This is a genomic window from Lewinellaceae bacterium (assembly GCA_020636135.1).
Lineage (GTDB): Bacteria > Bacteroidota > Bacteroidia > Chitinophagales > Saprospiraceae > JAGQXC01.
This window is the reverse complement of the sequence record JACJYK010000001.1, coordinates 2,084,937-2,104,367: the sequence shown is the minus strand read 5'-3', so window position 1 is coordinate 2,104,367 and position 19,431 is coordinate 2,084,937. Positions and strand designations below refer to the sequence as shown.

Annotated in this window: 14 protein-coding genes; 6 read left to right on the top strand and 8 right to left on the bottom strand. The window is 47.8% G+C overall.

Features of this window, described 5'->3' with window-relative positions:
• Positions 1-95: 95 nt before the first annotated feature.
• Positions 96-854 carry an SDR family oxidoreductase gene (locus H6570_07870; GenBank protein ID MCB9319182.1) on the top strand — a complete coding sequence of 253 codons (759 nt, stop codon included), beginning with the start codon at positions 96-98 and terminating at the stop codon, positions 852-854.
• Between the two features lie 5 nt (positions 855-859).
• On the opposite strand, the gene H6570_07865 is transcribed toward H6570_07870, so the two are convergent.
• From H6570_07865 to H6570_07850, 4 genes are read right to left on the bottom strand one after another with little or no spacing between them, the layout of a single operon-like run.
• On the bottom strand, positions 860-1,972 hold the full coding sequence (locus tag H6570_07865) for a hypothetical protein (protein ID MCB9319181.1): 1,113 nt from the start codon (positions 1,970-1,972) through the stop codon (positions 860-862).
• Positions 1,969-3,243, bottom strand: coding sequence for a PorT family protein (locus tag H6570_07860; protein MCB9319180.1), 1,275 nt, complete (start codon positions 3,241-3,243; stop codon positions 1,969-1,971). Before H6570_07860 ends, H6570_07865 begins: the two co-directional genes overlap by 4 nt.
• A complete protein-coding gene (locus H6570_07855) occupies positions 3,240-3,836 on the bottom strand; it encodes an RNA polymerase sigma factor (GenBank protein ID MCB9319179.1) in 597 nt (198 codons plus the stop codon). The genes H6570_07860 and H6570_07855 overlap by 4 nt, the downstream gene beginning before the upstream one ends.
• A 27-nt stretch (positions 3,837-3,863) precedes the next feature.
• On the bottom strand, positions 3,864-5,555 hold the full coding sequence (locus H6570_07850; GenBank protein ID MCB9319178.1) for a T9SS type A sorting domain-containing protein: 1,692 nt from the start codon (positions 5,553-5,555) through the stop codon (positions 3,864-3,866).
• Positions 5,556-5,655: 100 nt separating this feature from the next.
• Here H6570_07850 and H6570_07845 point away from each other — a divergent pair, with 100 nt between their 5' ends.
• On the top strand, positions 5,656-6,924 hold the full coding sequence (locus H6570_07845) for a replication-associated recombination protein A (protein ID MCB9319177.1): 1,269 nt from the start codon (positions 5,656-5,658) through the stop codon (positions 6,922-6,924).
• On the opposite strand, the gene H6570_07840 is transcribed toward H6570_07845, so the two are convergent.
• Positions 6,925-8,073: an acyl-CoA dehydrogenase family protein gene (locus H6570_07840; GenBank protein MCB9319176.1), complete on the bottom strand. Its 1,149-nt coding sequence runs from the start codon at positions 8,071-8,073 to the stop codon at positions 6,925-6,927.
• A gap of 177 nt (positions 8,074-8,250) precedes the next feature.
• Between H6570_07840 and H6570_07835 the strand changes: the two genes are divergently transcribed.
• On the top strand, positions 8,251-10,719 hold the full coding sequence (locus tag H6570_07835; GenBank protein MCB9319175.1) for a zinc-dependent metalloprotease: 2,469 nt from the start codon (positions 8,251-8,253) through the stop codon (positions 10,717-10,719).
• A gap of 34 nt (positions 10,720-10,753) precedes the next feature.
• On the opposite strand, the gene H6570_07830 is transcribed toward H6570_07835, so the two are convergent.
• Entirely contained in the window at positions 10,754-11,368 is a 615-nt protein-coding gene (locus H6570_07830) for an NUDIX hydrolase (protein MCB9319174.1), read from the bottom strand.
• An 18-nt stretch (positions 11,369-11,386) separates the two neighbouring features.
• Between H6570_07830 and H6570_07825 the strand changes: the two genes are divergently transcribed.
• From H6570_07825 to H6570_07815, 3 genes are read left to right on the top strand one after another with little or no spacing between them, the layout of a single operon-like run.
• The gene (locus tag H6570_07825) at positions 11,387-12,025 is read left to right on the top strand and encodes an orotate phosphoribosyltransferase (GenBank protein ID MCB9319173.1); all 639 of its coding nucleotides are present in this window, start codon (positions 11,387-11,389) and stop codon (positions 12,023-12,025) included.
• Positions 12,026-12,040: 15 nt separating this feature from the next.
• On the top strand, positions 12,041-13,120 hold the full coding sequence (locus H6570_07820) for a M42 family metallopeptidase (protein MCB9319172.1): 1,080 nt from the start codon (positions 12,041-12,043) through the stop codon (positions 13,118-13,120).
• A gap of 2 nt (positions 13,121-13,122) precedes the next feature.
• Positions 13,123-14,001, top strand: a complete 879-nt coding sequence (locus tag H6570_07815; protein MCB9319171.1) for a hypothetical protein — start codon at positions 13,123-13,125, stop codon at positions 13,999-14,001.
• Positions 14,002-14,006: 5 nt separating this feature from the next.
• On the opposite strand, the gene H6570_07810 is transcribed toward H6570_07815, so the two are convergent.
• Both H6570_07810 and secDF read right to left on the bottom strand, forming a co-directional pair.
• Entirely contained in the window at positions 14,007-15,968 is a 1,962-nt protein-coding gene (locus H6570_07810) for an OmpA family protein (protein ID MCB9319170.1), read from the bottom strand.
• 115 nt (positions 15,969-16,083) lie between these two features.
• On the bottom strand, positions 16,084-19,158 hold the full coding sequence (gene secDF, locus H6570_07805; GenBank protein MCB9319169.1) for a protein translocase subunit SecDF: 3,075 nt from the start codon (positions 19,156-19,158) through the stop codon (positions 16,084-16,086).
• Positions 19,159-19,431 lie beyond the last annotated feature (273 nt).

The window sequence follows — 19,431 nt, the reverse complement described above, 5'->3', positions numbered from 1 at the left end:
CTGTCGTAAAGATATAAACCTGAGTCTTTCTTTACCAAAGCATATCCGCCATCATCCTTTCCAATATCACTATCTTGCCGAAAATATTCCAGACCATGCGTTTTCGAGATAAGACCGTACTCATTACCGGTGGAAGCCGGGGAATTGGTCGCGCCACTGCTCAGGCCTTTGCCGAAGAAGGTGCGGTGGTAGTCATCAATTATCACAAAGAACTGGAAGGAGCCAGAAACTTTGTGACCACCCTCCCCAATGGCCCGCATCATCTGATTCAGGCAAATGTTGGCAATCCGGAAGATGCCAGAAGGCTGGTGGAAGAATCGGTACGGCTCACCGGCCGTTTGGATATCCTGGTGAACAACGCCGGCATTCACGAACACCATCCAATCGACCAGGTAGACTACTCAACCTGGCAAAACGAGTGGGAAAAGACCATTCAGGTCAACCTCTTCGGGCCTGCCAATACCATGTACTGGGCGACCCAGCATATGATCCGGCAAGGAGGAGGTCGTATTGTCAATGTTTCTTCCCGGGGAGCATTTCGCGGTGAACCTGACCAACCAGCCTATGGAGCCAGTAAAGCCGGGTTAAACGCACTCAGCCAGTCTCTGGCCCAGAAATTAGCTCCGTACCATATTTACATTGGTGTAGTAGCTCCGTGCTTTACGGAAACCGATATGGCGGCGGAAATCCTTGCCGGACCCCGGGGAGATGGGATCCGCAAACAATCACCTACCGGACGAGTCGCCAAACCGGAAGAAGTTGCCCGAGGTATCTTATTCCTGGCTGAGACAGGGACGGAATACATGACCGGAGCAATCCTGGATATAAATGGCGCTTCATACCTCAGATCCTAGTCCACTCAGTTGGGATAGGCAAAGGCGAAAACCCCCTCCACATCTTCCAGGACGAGTTGCTCCGTTCTGGCCTGGTCTGCCATGATACAATTGAGCAGAAAGAAGACTTTCTGAGTCGGCTGACCTGAAGCATCACTTCTATAGGGTTCGTGATCTATAACTTTGAACGAAGCATTGACCTGTCGGGCAAACCGGGTGCTAAACAATTTTCCCTGGTCATTCGTATAATACAGATCGATGGTATTCAGTTGCAATGGATTTGGCCGCGGTACTTTATTGATGACCCGGTAACTGAAGCCAGCCTGACAAACATCTGCCGGCAATACATTATTCTCCGGTAATTTGATGACAACTTTCCCTTTTTGTCCATTATTCCATACGATTTCTGCACTGATGCGGGTTGCGATCGGCTCCCGGATGATGAGCTTTTTACCATCCGATGTAACTGGTGACCAGGTCACGGTAAAATCCCTGGTATCCGATAATTGAATAACAATCGCACGACCATCCTGTATAAAATTAACCTTGATGGATTGGTTTGACTCTGTCATGGATACCATCTCCTGCACAATAGGTTGTGTGATCTGAACAGCCAATGTGGCTGTCGAGTCCTGGATCATGTAATCCATTTCCTGCTCAACATCCGGTAGTACTACTGAAATAGTTGACCCGCTGAGTTTGCGATCTCCGATCTTCCAATTAGACCGCGCCGGAAGGCCTGAACACTGTCCTATTGACTTGAATTGATATTCGGTGCTATCCACGGCTTCCACATCCAGATAACGCCTGTTTTGATCAGCATTCAAAAGCGCATCGATATCTATGCCTGCAGCAGATGCCTGCAGAGAGCGCAACTGCATCCTGAAAGAATTGGCACAAAGTCCGGCACAGGAATCCGGCCGGATGGTACTGACCAATACGGGTACTTTAGCCTCATCCCGTTTCCACTCCGTATCCAGGAAATAGTGGTTATCTCCGGCATTCAATTGCCACGGTGCGCCATTTAAATAACCCTTTATGTAAAAAACCGGGCTAGGTACCTGAGGCTCAGGAAATTCAAGCGTCTGACAACCAGCAAACAATGCCATTACCCACAGAATCAAATGTCTCTTTCTCATTGCTCCAACATAATTTGTATTCCTAACCCAATCGATACCGGACTTGGCTTTGACTGCATCAACGATTCCGGATAATCGCTTAAATCATTCTTCCACAGGTAGCCTAAGGCCCCTTGCAGGAAAAAGCCTTTATTCACCTGATACCGCATCCCCGCTGTTGTCCTGAAGTTCCACTTCCGGTAAGGTCCTGTGGGCAGCCAGCCTTCAGAAAGCGACTGCACCACTTGCTGTACTTTATTGGAACGGGTTCCCAGGATCGGCATCAGTGTTATTTCATTTACTGAACCCTGCACACCCAGTGTATAGGACGGTGCAACACCAGCGAAGACAGACCAGCGCGATATATGATAGTGTAATGCCAGTGGGAATTCCAGGTAATGCCTGGTATCTCCATACATTCCCAATGTTCTGGTGACCGAGCCAAAATCATATTCTGACTGATATTCCAGTTGAGAATAGCCGCCAATCTGGTGATTCTGCCCATACATGACACCGAGTTGCAAACCCCATTTTTCATAAAACTGGTAGGTGGTCATCAATCCGGCCTCGATACCCTGCCATAATTCTGAGCTCCCGATACTAAACAAGGTTCCGATCGAAAGTCCAATGCCAACTACCGGTTCGAATGGAATTTCCGGGCCCGACAATGAGGTGTTCATCTTTTTCAGCCGGATTCCGGTATCTGATACATCGATTGTAATAAATCTGTCAGGTAAGGATCTTATGGCCTTGCTATCTGTCACAGACTTGTGGTTCTCCTGAAACTGAAACCCGATTCCCGCATCTTTAGCCGGATCATCCAACACCACATCTGGTTGCTTTCTTAGTTGAGTATAACTACCGGGAACAGCCGAGGTATTTTGGCGGGTCCCTGCTCCCTTTCGTCCCCGTAGTTTGTCATTAGGGTCAGCTAGTTGGCGTAAAACACCTTTAGAAGCGTCAATAACTAATGCCTGTTCCTGAGTTGACATTTGAGATTTCAAGGCTTCCCGATTTCCTTCCTTACCATCATCAGCGAAGGCATCTTCAACCACAGCCTCATGCCTGGTTATATTTTCAGGTTCCTTACCTCCCGCAAAGGCAAACCAGTATCCTGTTAACAAGCCTAAAACTACCAAGCTGCCGAATAGCCAGAATGCAAGCCTGCGCTTACGTCGCTTTTGGGATTCAATCAGGCGAAGCGCATTTTGCCAATCTTCCGGCCGCATATTGTAGTGATTACTGCTCAGGTTCCGGGCAAATAGATTATCTATTGGATCTTTTTCTTTCATCTTGGTTGATTTACAGATATCTGTCTGGGGGGACCTTTCAGCGGCCCCTGATCTTTCTGAAGTTTTGATGCGATCATTTCTTTCAAGTTCTGTCTGGCTGCGTTCAGGTACCATTTTGATGTTCCGGGAGAAATGGATAACAGCTCACCAATTTCAGCATGGGAATATCCATCGATGGCATACAGGTTAAAAACTTTCCTTGGGATTTCTGGAAGCTGGTGAATCATCCTTTGATATTGCTCTGCTTCCAAAAGCAGTTCGGCCTGATTGTAATCGACATGACGGCTTTCAGCGGTATGATCAAGCTCTACGATCTCGACTTTCCGGCGCAATGACTGTGTCTTCCTGAATGCATCAATTATCGTGTTGATCATGATGCGCTTTCCCCATGCCTCAAAAGGAACATCGGGATTATATCTGTTTAGATTCATGATGATCTTCAGAAATCCACTATTTAATATGGCCCTGGCCTCTGTCTCGTCTGGCATATAGCGTAAACACACCTGCATCAACCAGGGAAAGCAGTTTTCATAAAGCAAAAACTGGGCATGGCGTTGCCCAGTTATACATTGCTTTATGAGATTGTGGTCCATGTGAATGGATGCTTTTATGAATTGAATTTACTTTCGAATGGTTTTGAGCGCCCAATACCGGGTACTGTCATGGATCAGGGTCAGATACAAACCGGGTGGCAGATTCGATCCGTCAATTTCAACGATGGGAATGCCCTTCTCTAAATTAAGGATCTTTTGGATATGTGTTTTACCCTGCATATCCTGAACCTGCACAATAAATGTACCGCTCTGATTTATAGGCAGTTGGATATTCCATATACCGTCTGTCGGGTTAGGATAAACGAATGAGTTGCCCGGTATTTTCTCGCTTACCAGATTCGATGGCGATCCGGTTGGATTATAAACTTCCCGATGTTCTGAAACCGCCTGGGCATCTCCATTTGCAGCCAGCAGCAAATCCGGATCATACCTTATGCATGTCTCTGATTTACATCCAGTTGCATCAACTACAGTAATGCAATATTCACCGGGGTTTTCCACTTCAATTACTTCGCTGGAGTCTCCGGTTGACCAATAGTATACAAATGGAGCTATGCCTCGGGCTTTGGCACCAAGCTTACCTTTCGAGGTACGAATATGAACACTGCAGGCCCTTTCATATTCAAAGCAATTTTCTGCCACACACCCATTACGATAAGCAACCCGTACACAATATTTCCCAGGAGCAAGGACTTGAATTTGCCGGCCCGTATCTCCTGTAGACCATTTTACAGCGACGATGCCCGTATCCGGACGTGGCACAATGGACACATAGAAGCCGCTATCCGCAGTATGACGTTCAAAGCCAACCTGGCAATCTCTGCCGGCTATTTCAACACAGTCCCGGGCTGTACATCTGGATGCAAAGCGTACACCAACACAATAATTACCGGGTTTTTCAACGGTGATCATTTGCGTAGTATCTCCTGTATTCCATTTGAAGGAAATGACATCATCGCCTGGCCGGGCGATGGCCTTTAATTGAATAGCTGACATTGTACCCTGAAGTAGCTCACGCCTGATTTCTACTTTGCATTCTTCCGAGTCCAGGCGCGGGATCTCTACGCATGCTTCTGCTGTGCAGCCAGTGCTGAACCGCACTCCAACACAATATTTACCCGGCTCCCTGACCACAATCGAACGATCTTCTGAACCGGTACTCCACCTGAATGCAACCACCGCATCGGCAGGCCGAGGGACTGCCGTCAGCCTGATGCCCGAATCAGTCACTTCACGCCTGATCTCTACATTACATTCCAGTGGGTCCGTCCGAGGGATCTCCACACAAGCTTCCGCCGTACAGCCGGTACTGAACCGTACGCCAACACAATATTTACCCGGCTCCCTGACCACGATCGAACGATCCTCCGAAGCGGTACTCCACTTGAGTGCTACAACCGCATCGGCAGGCCGTGGGATCGCTGTAAGTCTGATACCCGAATCCAATGTTTCCCGCTTGATCTCTACAAAACAGGGGGTAGAATCAGGACGACCAATCTCAATGCAGTCATCAGCGATGCAGCCCCCGGCAAACGCAACTTTGACACAATAAACACCTGGCTCCGAAACCAAAATACGGTTCGTGGAATCTCCGGTGGACCAGCGTATTCCACGAACCTGATCGGCTGGCCTTAACTTTAACTCCAGGACAATTCCATTACTGGTCGAGGCCCGGATGATCCCGACCTGGCAATCCTGGGAATAAGCCAAAGGCAAGTGAATGAGAAAGATGAGAAGGGCTACTAATGTGTTTTTCATATGGTAGTCTTTTTATTCGTTAATAATTCCATCATTACTACCTTACACGTAGTTCTTCATCACCTGGTTGGTAGAAAGCCAATATTTTTTAAAATTATTTATGAAACCATTAGCGGAGCGGCTTCGTCCCCAACACTTATCCGATATCGTAGGCCAGCAACATCTGGTAGGACCGCAGGGAGTACTCACCAAATTAATCCAGCAGGGTCAGATCCCGTCCATGATCTTCTGGGGACCTCCCGGTGTAGGCAAGACCACAATGGCACGGCTGATCGCCCAGGAACTGAAGCGGCCCATGTTCGCACTAAGTGCAGTCCATTCCGGCGTCAAAGATGTACGCGAGACCATCGAAAAAGCCGAAAAGCAACGCTTTTTTGACCGTCCGAATCCAATCCTATTCATCGACGAGATCCACCGTTTCAGCAAGGCACAGCAGGATTCCTTATTGCATGCAGTGGAAAACGGTACGGTAACACTCATTGGGGCAACCACTGAAAATCCAAGCTTCGAAGTGATATCGGCATTATTGAGCCGTTCCCAAGTTTATGTACTGAAGCCGTTGAGCGAGACGGAACTTCTGAATCTGGCAAAACGGGCTCTGGATACGGACGAGATCCTGGCGCCGCTGCATTTGACCATAGCGGAGACGGAGGCATTGATTCAGCTTTCAGATGGTGATGCCCGCAAACTACTGAACATGGTGGACCTGGTGGGTGGTGCTTTAGAGGAAGGCCAGGCCATTACCAACGAGGTGATCACCAGCCTGGTGCAGCAAAATCTCACCCGGTATGACAAAGGCGGAGAACAACATTACGACATTGCTTCTGCATTAATAAAATCCATCCGCGGCAGTGATCCAAACGGCGCCGTATACTGGCTGGCCCGTATGCTGGATGGTGGCGAGGATGTAAAATTTATTGCACGACGATTGCTGATCTCGGCAGCAGAGGACATCGGGTTAGCCAATCCAAATGCCTTATTGCTGGCTCAATCCTGTTTTCAGGCCGTGCATGTGATCGGGATGCCTGAGGCACGCATTATCCTTTCTGAAGCCACTGTATACCTGGCATCTTCACCTAAAAGCAACTCGGCCTATGCTGCTATCGGAGCAGCCCTTGACCTGGTACGCAAGACAGGGAATCTTCCGGTCCCACTGCATCTGCGCAATGCCCCAACCCGGCTGATGAAAGATCTGGATTACGGCAAAGGGTACAAGTATTCGCATGAGGGTAAGGATCATTTCATGGATCAGGAATATCTGCCGGAAGGGGTCGAAGGCACTCAACTGTATGACCCTGCTCTGAATGGCCAGGAAGAGAAGCTCAGGCAGTACCTACAGCACTGCTGGAAAGAAAAATATGGCTATTGATCAGTCCTTGAGCAGATTGCGGGATATAACCAGTTTCTGGATCTCTGAAGTACCTTCTCCGATGGTGCACAACTTGGCGTCACGATAAAATTTTTCGACCGGAAAATCTTTGGTATAACCATAGCCACCAAAAACCTGGACAGCATCATTGGCAATCTCAACGCATACCTCGGAGGCATACAACTTGGCCATGGCAGATTCGGTGGTCACCGGGAGTCCCTGATCCTTCAGGTACCCGGCGCGACGGGTAAGCAACTCGGCAGCCTGGATTTTGGTTGCCATATCGGCTAACTTAAAGGAGATCGCCTGGAAATGGGCAATCGGACGCCCAAATTGTTCCCGCTGCTTGGCATAGGCGACAGCAGCCTCATAGGCACCTTTGGCAATTCCAAGAGAAAGGGCAGCAATGGAAATACGTCCCCCATCCAGCACTTTCATCGCCTGGATAAATCCCTGGCCTTCCTCCCCTAACATTTGATTTTTATGAATACGGCAATTATCGAAGATCATTTCCGCCGTCTCCGAAGCCCGCATGCCTAATTTGTTTTCCTTTTTACCGGCATAAAACCCTGGTGTACCACGTTCTATGACAAAGGCACTAATACCGTTTTTATCCAATAAATATCCGGTGCGTGCCAGAACAACTGCCACCTCTGCGCTGATGCCATGTGTTATCCACAGTTTGTTCCCGTTCAGAATGTAGTTATTCCCATCCTTCACAGCCGTACACTGCATACGCATGGAATCGCTCCCGGTGTTGGGTTCAGTCAAACCCCAGGCACCGATCCACTCACCAGTCGCTAACTTACTGAGGTATTTTGCTTTTTGAATGTCATCGCCAAACTGGCTGATGTGCCCGGAGCACAATGAATTATGTGCTGCAACCGACAATCCCAGTGAAGGATCAACTTTCGCAACTTCCTCGATTACAGTGATGTATTCCTGATAACCCAAACCGGCTCCACCCAACGATTCCGGTACAAGGACACCCATCATACCATACTTGCCCATCTCCTGCAGGACATCCTTGGGGAAATGTTGGGATTCATCCCATTCCATCACATAGGGCCTGATGTGTTGTTCAGCAAAATCTCGGGTACTGTCCCGTATCAGGGTTAAACTTTCGCTAGCCAACTGAGTTTCAAACATCGCTCCTTACAATTATTGGACAGTAAACTGCAAATCTACAATTTTGTTCGCAGGGCTAATCGTTATTTGTACCTGCGAGGCATGGCACACCACCCAGGCGGGTATACAATATTCAATAAGTTGGTCTATATAAACAGATAAACCTAAATTCGCAATCAAATCAATAAAACGCAAATCATGAGGACATCCTTGAGAATGCCCTTAGCCCTGGCGTTTGCCGGGCTTTTACTCATTCCCGCTGAAGCACAAGTATTCAAAAAGAAAACACCACCGCCGGTAGTACAAGCAGATACGATAAAGCCTGAAGCACCGAAAAAGAAACCGGGAAAATTCAAGCCTTACAAAGAGATCATTACCCCGGAAGCACAAAGTGAAGCCGGACTGATGACGGTCCATCAGGTTGATGACAAGACCTATTTCGAACTGCCTTTTGGCTTGCTTGAAAAAGAAATGCTGGTCGTATCACGAATATCCGGTTATGTCAACAATTTATCCTTTGGTGGCGCAGGTATGAAGAGCCGGCCACAACAAGTGATTCGCTGGCAGCGGCTGGGTGATCAGGTTCTTCTGCGGTCGGTTTCGTATTCAAGTACCGCAGACCCGGACAATCCGGTTTATGAGTCGGTCAAAAACAACAACTTTGAACCGGTCATCATGACCTTCCCGATCAAAACATTTAATACCGATTCGACCAATCTGGTCATTGATGTCACGGATCTGTTTACCTCCGATGTCGAAATGATCGGCCCGCTTACGAAAAATCAACGCAAGAATTTTGACATCCAGAACCTGGATAATAAGCGATCCTTTGTACAATCCATGCGGGCATTCCCCCAAAATGTAGAGGTGGTTCATGTACTCACATTCCGCGGCAGGTCTCTGCCCGACAATCAACTGACCCAAACACTTTCGGTGGAGATGACCCAATCATTTATCCTGCTCCCGGAGCACCCGATGCAACCACGTTATTACGATAGCCGGGTAGCCTATTTCAGCGTCAGCCATACCAACTACAGCCTCGATGAACAAAAAGCAGCGAAAGAACAGTTCATAACCCGCTGGCGATTGGAGCCCAAGGATCCTGAAGCCTATGCCCACGGTGAACTGGTTGAGCCTGTTAAGCCAATCATTTATTACATTGATCCAGCTACCCCGGTAGAATGGCGTCCTTATATCAAACAAGGAGTCAATGACTGGCAGAAAGCATTTGAAAAAGCGGGTTTTAAGAATGCCATCATGGCTATGGACGCCCCAACCAAAGAGGAAGACCCTTCCTGGAGCCCCGAGGACGTACGGTACTCCGTCATTCGCTACATCACCACAGAGATCCAGAATGCCCAGGGCCCTCATGTGCATGACCCCAGAACAGGAGAAATCCTGGAAAGTGACATTCTCTGGTACCACAATGTGATGAATCTGCTTCGCAACTGGTATCTGGTGCAGACAGCAGCTTCCAATCCGGCTGCCCGGGCAGTTAAATTTGACAAGGAAGTCATGGGACAGCTTATCCGTTTTGTCGCATCCCATGAAGTTGGTCATACCCTGGGTTTGCCCCACAATATGGGCTCGAGTGTTGCCTATAAAGTTGACTCCCTCAGGTCCAGGACATTCACCAAAAACCATGGTACGGCTCCTTCAATCATGGACTATGCGCGATTTAATTACATAGCCCAGCCGGAGGACGGTGTTACGAATTTCTATCCTGGCATCGGTCCGTATGACGATTGGTCAATAACCTACGGTTACCGGATTATTCCGGGAAGCACCAAGGACTCTGAACGGTCCACGCTAAATCAATGGGTGAAGGAGAAATCCGGAAATCCGATCTACCGCTTTGGTCATGTGAATGGCATCGACCCGTCCTCACAAACTGAAGACCTCGGTGACGACGCGGTTTATGCCAGTGACATGGGGCTTAACAATCTAAAAAGGATCGTACCTCAGTTGATCGATTGGTCCTCCCAGGAAGGAAAAGAATTTGAAGAATTGGAAGATATGTACAATGCCGTTATCGGCCAATACCGCAGATATATCGGGCACGTGACTATGAATGTCGGCGGTGTCTACGAATACCGGAAGACAGCAGATGAAGACAGTCCGGTGTACCTGCAGGTTCCAAAAGCACGGCAAGCAGGAGCTGTTAACTGGCTGAATCACAATGTTTTCACAACACCTAACTGGTTATTAGTACCGGACATCCTCGAAAGGATTGACCCTGTGGGCACCATGGAAAATGTCCGGTCACTGCAATTGCGAACCCTCAATAGCCTCTATGACAAGGAACGTCTCCTGCGATTGATGGAACAAAAAGCGCTCTATCCGATCTCTGCTTACAGTCTGGATGAACTGATGAATTCAACCCGTGAGACGATATGGAGTGAGCTGACCAACACACAGACACCGGATGCTTTCAGACGTAATTTGCAACGCGGTTATCTTGATGTGCTGGGTACACTGATGAAGGATGAAGATGTGAAGGTGACCGAATCGGACATCAAGCCAATTATCCGGCAACAACTGAAGACCTTGCGTGGTGATGTTGTGGCTTCCATCAGCCGATCCTCAGGACTACCGGAGAAAAAGGGACATCTTGAGGATATCCTCGTTCGTATTGACAACATCTTAAACCCGAATCAAAAGAACTGATTGCAAGACTTTCTCTTTTAGACCTATTATGGATCTAATGCGGATGTTTGTCCAGGTAAGCTGTCACCACTTCGCGGATACTGGGGTAGATCGGATGGTATTTCTCTAAAAACTGCTGGGGAGCTATCCAGGCATGGTCCTCGATATCTTCTTCTGCCTGGAGCTTTATCTGGCCCTCGGTCCATTGCATTTCGTACCAGACGGACTTTTTCAGGGCAATGCCATCTCTGTAAGGATAGGTGTGATAAGTGGGAGGCAGGTCAGCCAGGATTTTCGTCAGGATACCCGTCTCTTCCATTACCTCACGCATAGCGGTCTCCTGGAGTGTTTCGCCCGGATCAACCTTCCCTTTGGGCAGATCCCAGGATCCCCGGCGAAAAATGACCAGCAGGTTGTTATCCTGGTTAAATACCAACCCACCGGCAGCCTCCAGGTAAATGAACTGTTTTTTATAGACGCCCCATAATTGCTCCAGGTCGTCGGCAAAAAAGGTCACCTGCGGATATTCGGTGCGCCCCAGGTACGAACTGAAAACCCGCTTATTGAAAAAAGGAACAACAGGAGCTTGCAACGTTCCGGTCAGATTTGGCAATAACTCCTGAGGAGTAGCCAGGCAACAAACTTGAGCAGTGCTGTATATTTTGTACATTTGCGCGATGACTTGTGTATGGAAAATTTAGCTCAGGAGATCGCTCGATCGCTTCTACAAATTAACGCAATTAAACTCAGCCCGCAAAAACCCTTTACCTGGGCATCAGGCATCCAATCTCCCATCTATTGTGACAACCGGATCGCTCTATCCTATCCGGCAGTCCGGAATCAGATTGTTCACGGATTTGCACAACTGGCCCAATCGATGGATTTTGATGCAGTGGCTGGAGTGGCCACAGCAGGAATACCATGGGGTGCGTTGCTTGCCGACCGGCTCAGCCTGCCTTTCCTGTATGTAAGGAGCAAGCCAAAAGAACATGGAAGACAGAATCGTATCGAGGGAATGCTGGAGGAAGGACAAAAAATCCTGGTAACCGAAGATCTTATTTCCACCGGTGGCAGTTCACTTCAGGCTGTGGATGCGCTACGGGAGCAAGGGGCCGAAGTTATAAGCATTCTGGCCATCTTTTCCTATCAATTTGATGAAGCCCGACAGGCATTCAAGGATCAAAACTGCAATCATCAGACACTAAGCAACTATACCGCTTTGCTCAGCGTAGCAAATGAATTAAATTACATTAATGCTGCCGATCTTACAGCCTTGCAGAAATGGAGCACCAATCCACGTGCCTGGCAAATATCGGATGAAGTTTAAAATTGGATTATCGATATGACACTGATCAAAAAGACAGGTTTAAAGTTTCTGGCAAATTATCTGAACAACGCTTCACCCACCGGATTTGAAGCGCCTGGTCAACAAATATGGTTGGAGTACATCAAGCCTTTCATTGACGATTATCATCTGGATAATTACGGCACTCTGTATGGCATCATCAACCCCGGTAAAGACTACCGGGTAGTGATCGAGGCACATGCCGATGAGATATCCTGGTTTGTAAACTATATTTCCGAAGATGGTTTTATCTACGTCATTCGTAATGGTGGATCGGATCAGACCATTGCGCCGTCGAAAAGGGTAAATATCCATACCGCTAATGGGGTGGTTCGTGGCGTTTTCGGATGGCCGGCGATCCATACCCGAAAGAGTGGAAGTAATGAGCTGACACCCAAGGTGGACAACATATTTATAGATGTAGGAGCGAAAAATAAAGATGAAGTGGCCGAAATGGGAATTCACGTCGGCTGTGTCATTACCTATGACGATCCATTTGAAATCATCAACAAGGATTTTTATGTAGGACGTGCTCTGGATAACCGGATGGGAGGATTCTGTATCGCCGAAGTTGCCCGTCTGCTCCATGAAAACAAGATCAGCCTGCCTTATACCCTGTATGTGGTCAATGCAGTACAGGAAGAAATCGGGTTACGTGGTGCCGAGATGATTGCCAATACCATCAAACCACACGTGGCGCTGGTCACGGATGTCACCCATGATACGAATACACCGATGATCGAAAAGAAGTCCCAGGGTGACGTAAAGCTGGGAAAAGGACCTGCGGTAACCTATGGCCCCGCAGTGCACAACAAGTTACTTGACCTGGTCATCAAAACTGCAGAAAAGAAAAAGATCCCGATCCAGCGTTGCGCTGCGTCCAGATCCACCGGTACGGATACCGATGCATTCGCCTATTCCAATGGCGGTGTTCCTTCAACTCTGATATCCCTACCCTTGCGATACATGCATACCACGGTGGAAATGGCCCACCGGGAGGATGTTGAAAATGTGATCCGGTTGATGTATGAAAGCTTACAGGTCATCAAGAGCGGTCAGAGCTTCAAGTACTTTTAGACTTGTTCCGGTTTAAGAAATGGATCGATTTCCTGTTGTACACAAACCTGTACATTGGTCTGTGTGCCTGGGCTCTCCTGTATTTTTCTTATGTCTATCTGGCAGGAGAAACACCACCATTGCCACAGCAGGCATTGATATTTGGCGGTACCCTTGCTCTGTATGGCCTCCATCGCATCATCGGTCTGCGATTCGTCCATCTCGGCCCCAGCCGGTTTCAGTCGGTTCTGAAACTGAGCACCTGGATCATCGTGGTGGCCGGCATCGGAATCCTGCTTTCAGTCTATGGATTCATTTATGCCTCCGAAAGGTTGCGCTGGAGCCTGGTTCCAATCATGGTGCTAAGTCTGGCCTACGCCCTGCCCGTCTTTCCAGGTAAAAAGCGGTTACGGGATTATCCTTACATCAAGATCTTTCTTATCGGCAGCCTATGGACCTTATTGACCATCGGTATACCTGTCATGCATGCCAATACTTATTCCTGGTACATCATCACTCTGTTATTACTGGAGCGCTTCCTGTTTATCTTCAGCCTGACCATACCATTTGATCTGCGGGATATTCGTGTGGATCAGGAACACAAAGTATGGACCATCCCTATGGTCCTGGGAATCAAGTGGGCCAAACGGCTTTCCATGAGTCTGCTCTTGGCAGCCTTGTTGCTGTTAGGATTTTTGGTGTATCATTTCCATGTTTGGAGTCCCCGCGCCTATACCATATTGATCCTGACTTATGGCGTTGCCGGGTGGTTGATTTACAAATCCAAATCTCACGGTTCCGACTACTTCTTTTCGATTTTTATTGATGGGGTAATGATCCTTCCGTTGCTCTTTGAGATCTCCTGGTATTATTTACATCAGTTGTGGCACTGGATTCAGTAAGAAGCCTACAACACCGTAAAGGTTGTACGGCGATTGACCTGATGTTGTTCTTCGGTACAAGTCTCACAAGGACATTTTTCGATCAGTTGACTCTTGCCAAATCCTTTGGCAGCCAGCCTTTCAGGCGCTATGCCATTTTCAACCAGATAATCTACCGCACTCTGCGCTCTTTTTTGGGAAAGTTCGAAATTGTATTCGTCAGATGCCCGGCAATCGGTGTGGGAAGCTAACTGGATACGAATTTCCGGATTATCCTTCAATATTTTTACCAGCTCATTCAGGGCAGGTTTGGCGTCTTCGCGAATGTCCCATTTATCAAGGTCGTAGTATATATTCTGCAGGATAATTTCTTTTCCCGGATAGATCCGGTCCAAGTAAACCTCTTTATTGACAGTCACCTCGTATTGACCATCTTCTTTGGCAGGGGACTGAAAGTCAAGGGAATTGGTTAGATAACCATCCATGGCTGCATTCGCATCGTAAGAATGATCGTGTTCGATCGGGATAATCACAAAGCCATTGATGTTGGCCACATAAGACTGCCCGTTAATCGTTACCTGGGCTCTGGAAACCGGTTGTTTTCCGATCACTTTCGAATTCGGGTCATCCGGATTTTCAAGTAATTTTTCGACTACCCGCAGCGCGAGGTAAATGACGTATGGTTTCTCGGGCTCCTGCACGACTACCTGAGGGGTATCGGGTTCGACCAGAATTTTGGTAAAGCGGTAAATATCATCTTTGCCCATCCCTTCCCGTGAGGAAGAAAAATAGCCCTTCTGTAGTTCTCCCGAATGCAAAGCAGCCTTCCTGTCAATGATCAATCCAAAGTCGTCAGAGCCACTGTTTACCGGAGGCTTTAAATTCTGGGGCGGTGCCCAGGAGCCATCATCCATGACATAGGTCTGATAAATATCGAGTCCTCCCATACCTCCTATCCGGTCTGAAGCAAAATATAAGGTATCCAGATCAAGCCAGGGAAAAGATTCATTGGCCTGAGTATTAACCCGGGCACCTAAATTAACGGGATCACTCCATCTGTTTCCGGTCAGCCGGGTATAATAAAGATCGTAACCGCCCTGACCGTTAGGCATATCGGAAGAAAAGATCATGATGCTGTCATTCGCTGCCAATGCCGGATGACGATAATTAGCTCCCGGCTGTACAAAAGAAAGCACCTCAGGATCAGACCAGACATAAGGCCCTCGCCGGGTAAAATAGATTTTGCAGAAATCACGCTCTTCCTCCGGAGACGCACATCTAGTGAAAAACAAGGTCTGATAATCGTGGCTGAATGCCAGTGGTCCTTCATTGGCGTCAGAATTGACCACGTCATCAAATGACCTGGGATCTTCACCCAGCCGATGCGCCGGTGCCAGAAAAATGTCCGAGAACTTCCGCCCGGTCCAGTTGAAATTGTATTCACCAGCGCTTTGGCTTCGGTCAGAAACAAATGCGATCTGGTCATCCAGGTACAATACCGGACTGTAATCGGATCCGGGACTATTGAACGAAAGTGGTTCAACGGTATAAGCTACTTTATTGGTTTTCCATACCATCGCCGTTTTACAAGCCTGCATCTCCTGCTTGGCAATTATCTGAAATTCTGCCCGGTTGCTCAGCGCTTCAAAAAGTTTATAGGCAGCGTCATATCTTTCCAGCCTTTTCATGATGACTGCATAATCGAACAGCGCCTGCTCACCATAATCAAGGTCATAAGCCGTGCGGAACCATTGCAAAGCCTGATTGAGGTCATCGTTGGCGGCAAATGATTTGGCGATCAGATAGGCTTTATGTGCCTTTTCTTCTTTAATGTTGGAATGCTCGTATTCCTCGCTGAGGAGTTGAATAGCCGTCTGATACTGGAAGTACTGATAGGCCTCCTCACCGGATTTTAACTTTTGAGTGCCTGAGCAGGCAGCCAAAATAGCGACAAGGAACAATAAGCCAATATTTTTCAAGACTTGCATTGGAAAAAGATACCACAAAAAAAACGGATTTGTTCCCCGTGATGTTGCAAAAAATAAGAAAGGTTGGCCTACAATCGTAAACCAACCTTCCATGTATATTCGGATAACTTTCTTACTATTTGATCCCTGCAGCTTTCGAAAAATGCTTTTTCGAAGCGCTGACTTTTGTCGAAGTTAGCTCCTTGGTCATATCCACCATGATCGGTGTGGCAATGAAGATCGACGAATAAGTTCCTACGCCGATACCTACCAGGATGGCAAAGGCAAATCCTTTTATGCTCGATCCACCAAACAGGAACAGTACCAATACCACAAACAAAGTCGTCAACGAGGTGATCAATGTTCTGGATAATGTACTGTTGATGGCATCATTAATAACGGAGAATTTGTCCTTTTTCGTGTATTCATTCAAGTATTCCCTGATTCGGTCAAATACGATCACGGTATCATTGATGGAGTAACCGATCACCGTCAGAATGGCGGCAATGAAGGCCTGGTCAATTTCCAGTGACCAGGGCACAATTCCTTTCAGCAAGGAGAAGATACCCAGTGTGATCAGGGTGTCATGGAACAAAGCGATGACAGCGCCCAGGCTAAACTGCCAGCGGTTAAACCGGATAAAGATATACAGGAAGATCAGCAGCAGGGAGAACAACGTAGCGTAGACAGAACTTGACTTGATGTCATCCGCAATGGTTGGTCCTACTTTGCTGGAACTGGTCACGTGTGTGCCGGAGCCTTCCGGGGATTTGAAATTCTCTTCATTCAGATTGCCGCCCATGAGGGTATTGACTCCGCCATACAACTGATCCATCACCCGGTCGGCTGCATCATCGGCCTGATCATTTACCAGGTAGTCCGTCGTAATGTTATAGGTATTGGAAATATCTACCGCTTTAACTACCGGTGTCTTCTCAAATGGCCCGGACAGCGCATCACGAATCTCCTGCGGACTTACACTGTGCTCAAACTGCACATTATAGGAGTATCCGCCTTTAAAGTCAACTCCAAGGTCAAATCCACGGAACAACATGGATGCGATGCTGACCAACAACAGCGTTCCGGAGATCATATAAGCTACGCGGCGCTTGGTAAGCCAATCGATGTTAACCTTTGAAAGTACGTTTTCAGTCGATTTGATGGAGAAGGTGATACCGCGTCCTTTTTTGGTCCACCAGTCGATGATCATCCGGGAAACCAATACGGCTGTAAACAAGGATGACAATATACCGATCATCAAAACGACCGCAAAGCCTTTAATGGGTCCTAGACCAAAGTAAGCCAGCACAATAGCAGTCAAAAATCCGGTTACGTTGGCATCGATGATCGCTGAATAGGATTGTTTGAATCCATCCATAATGGACGTGGAAAGCGATTTTCCGGCCCGTAATTCTTCCCGTATACGTTCGTAGATGATAACGTTCGCATCCACGGCCATACCAATCGTCAGCACGATACCAGCAATACCCGGTAACGTCAGAACGGTTCCCAGTGATGCCAGGGCGCCGAAGATGAAAAACAGGTTAAGTAACAACGCAATGATCGAAACGATACCGGCACCACCATAGTAGATGATCATAAAGAGCAGTACGATGGTCAAACCGATGATCATGGAGCGCAGTGACTTGGCAATGTTGTCGTGGCCGAGTGACGGTCCTACCAGGTTTTCCTGGATAATTTTCGTCTCCGTAGGCAACTTACCTACCTGGAGGATATTAGCAAGGTCTTTGGCCTCCTGCAGCGAGAAACCACCTTCAATCTGGGAGTTTCCATCGGTGATCGGCGTGTTTACGCGCGGAGCTGAAACCACTTCATCATCAAGGACAATGGCAATTTCACGGTTGTTGTCCTGAGCCGCCTTGGTGGTCATATCTCCCCAAATTTTGGCGCCACGGGGGTCCATGCGAAGACTGACCACAATCTGGTTCTGCTGATCCTGGGTCTCATAAGCATCCACAACCCGGTCGCCCTGCAAGGGAGCTACCCCGGTACCACGAGGAATTTTAATCGCATACAACTGGTATGCATTGGTCAGCTGGCCGGTGTTCTGGTCCTTTATGCCTTTCTGGCTCCACTTAAACTCCAGATCACGGGGGAACAGGCCTTTGATGTCAGTCCGATTCAGGAAATTGGTAATTTGCTCCCGTTTATTCTTATCAGCTATACCCATCACAGCTGGACTACCCACTGCAGATTCCTGCGTGTACAGATTGGGCTGGAAGACTGAGAACAATGGACCGGCAGTGGTCTGCTGATTGTTATTCCGCTCCACCAGCTGGAAAGTGTCTCTTCCGGTCAGCGTGTCCCGATAAGGAATGGTATCAAAAGTGATCGGTTCAGCCACCTGTGCGGTATCACCCTCTTCAAGCTTCTTCAGGCGCTGATCAGCAGCGTAGAAGGCATCCAGGACTCCTGGATCCGTCACACGATAGACGTCCCAAAATTCCAGTTTTGCTGTTGCCTGCAAATAACGGCGGGCACGCTCCGGATTACTGATACCCGGCAACTCGACCAGGATCAGGTCACGGCTTTCGTCTTTGGATACGTTAGGCTGGGTGACCCCGAATTTATCGATCCGGTCTTTCAGCATTTTATACGTAAGGTCGACCGTTTCATTTGCCCGGGTACGAAGTAAGCTGATGATATCATCATCCGTACTTTCAATGTTGATGTCATCCCGTAAGGAGGCGTTGTTCCGGAAGATGGCGCTCAGTTTCTTGCCATTGGCGATCTTGGTGAACTCCTCCCCAAAAAGGGTGATGTAGTCCGTCTGTTCGCTGGCTAGCCTGTTTTGAGCATTATCCAATGCCTGCAGGAAGGTGGGGTCCTGGTTGTTATTGGATAAGTTCTGCAGGAAGCTCTTCAAGTCAACCTGCAATACTGTACTCATACCACCTTGCAAGTCAAGACCTAACGCAAGTTGTTGTCTCTTGAGCTCTTCGTAATTATACTTCTTGATGCCGGGTATGCTAAATACCGTTTCGGTCGACATCGAATCGAGATACCTTGATTTGGCATCGTTGTAGGCCGTTTGTTTAGCCACTCCTTCAGGCATTTCAGCCGAGAGCGAAGCTGCATATCGGTCTGCTGCCTTTTCTACTTTATTCGTAGGTAAAATAAAGAGATATTGAATGGCACTTACTACCAGGAGTAAGAAGAAGAAGAATCTGATTAAGCCTTTGCCTTGCATGTGCTATTAACTTTATTCAAAAACCTTTGTGAAAAACTGCGCAAATATACAGGTTTAATGTTACTTTTTAGTGGATTGCCCTGAAAATGAGCCAATAAAAGATATGATATAAGAAAATATTTATTGGATGCCTGATAATCAACACATTAATTATCATTCTCTCCTTTAAATCCGATGATTTCGGCCTGCTTCAATCGAAGTAGAAGCCCACGGAAACCTTCCCGGATTGGATAACGATATAGCTTCCCGGTTATTAGCTCAAAAAAGTGGTAT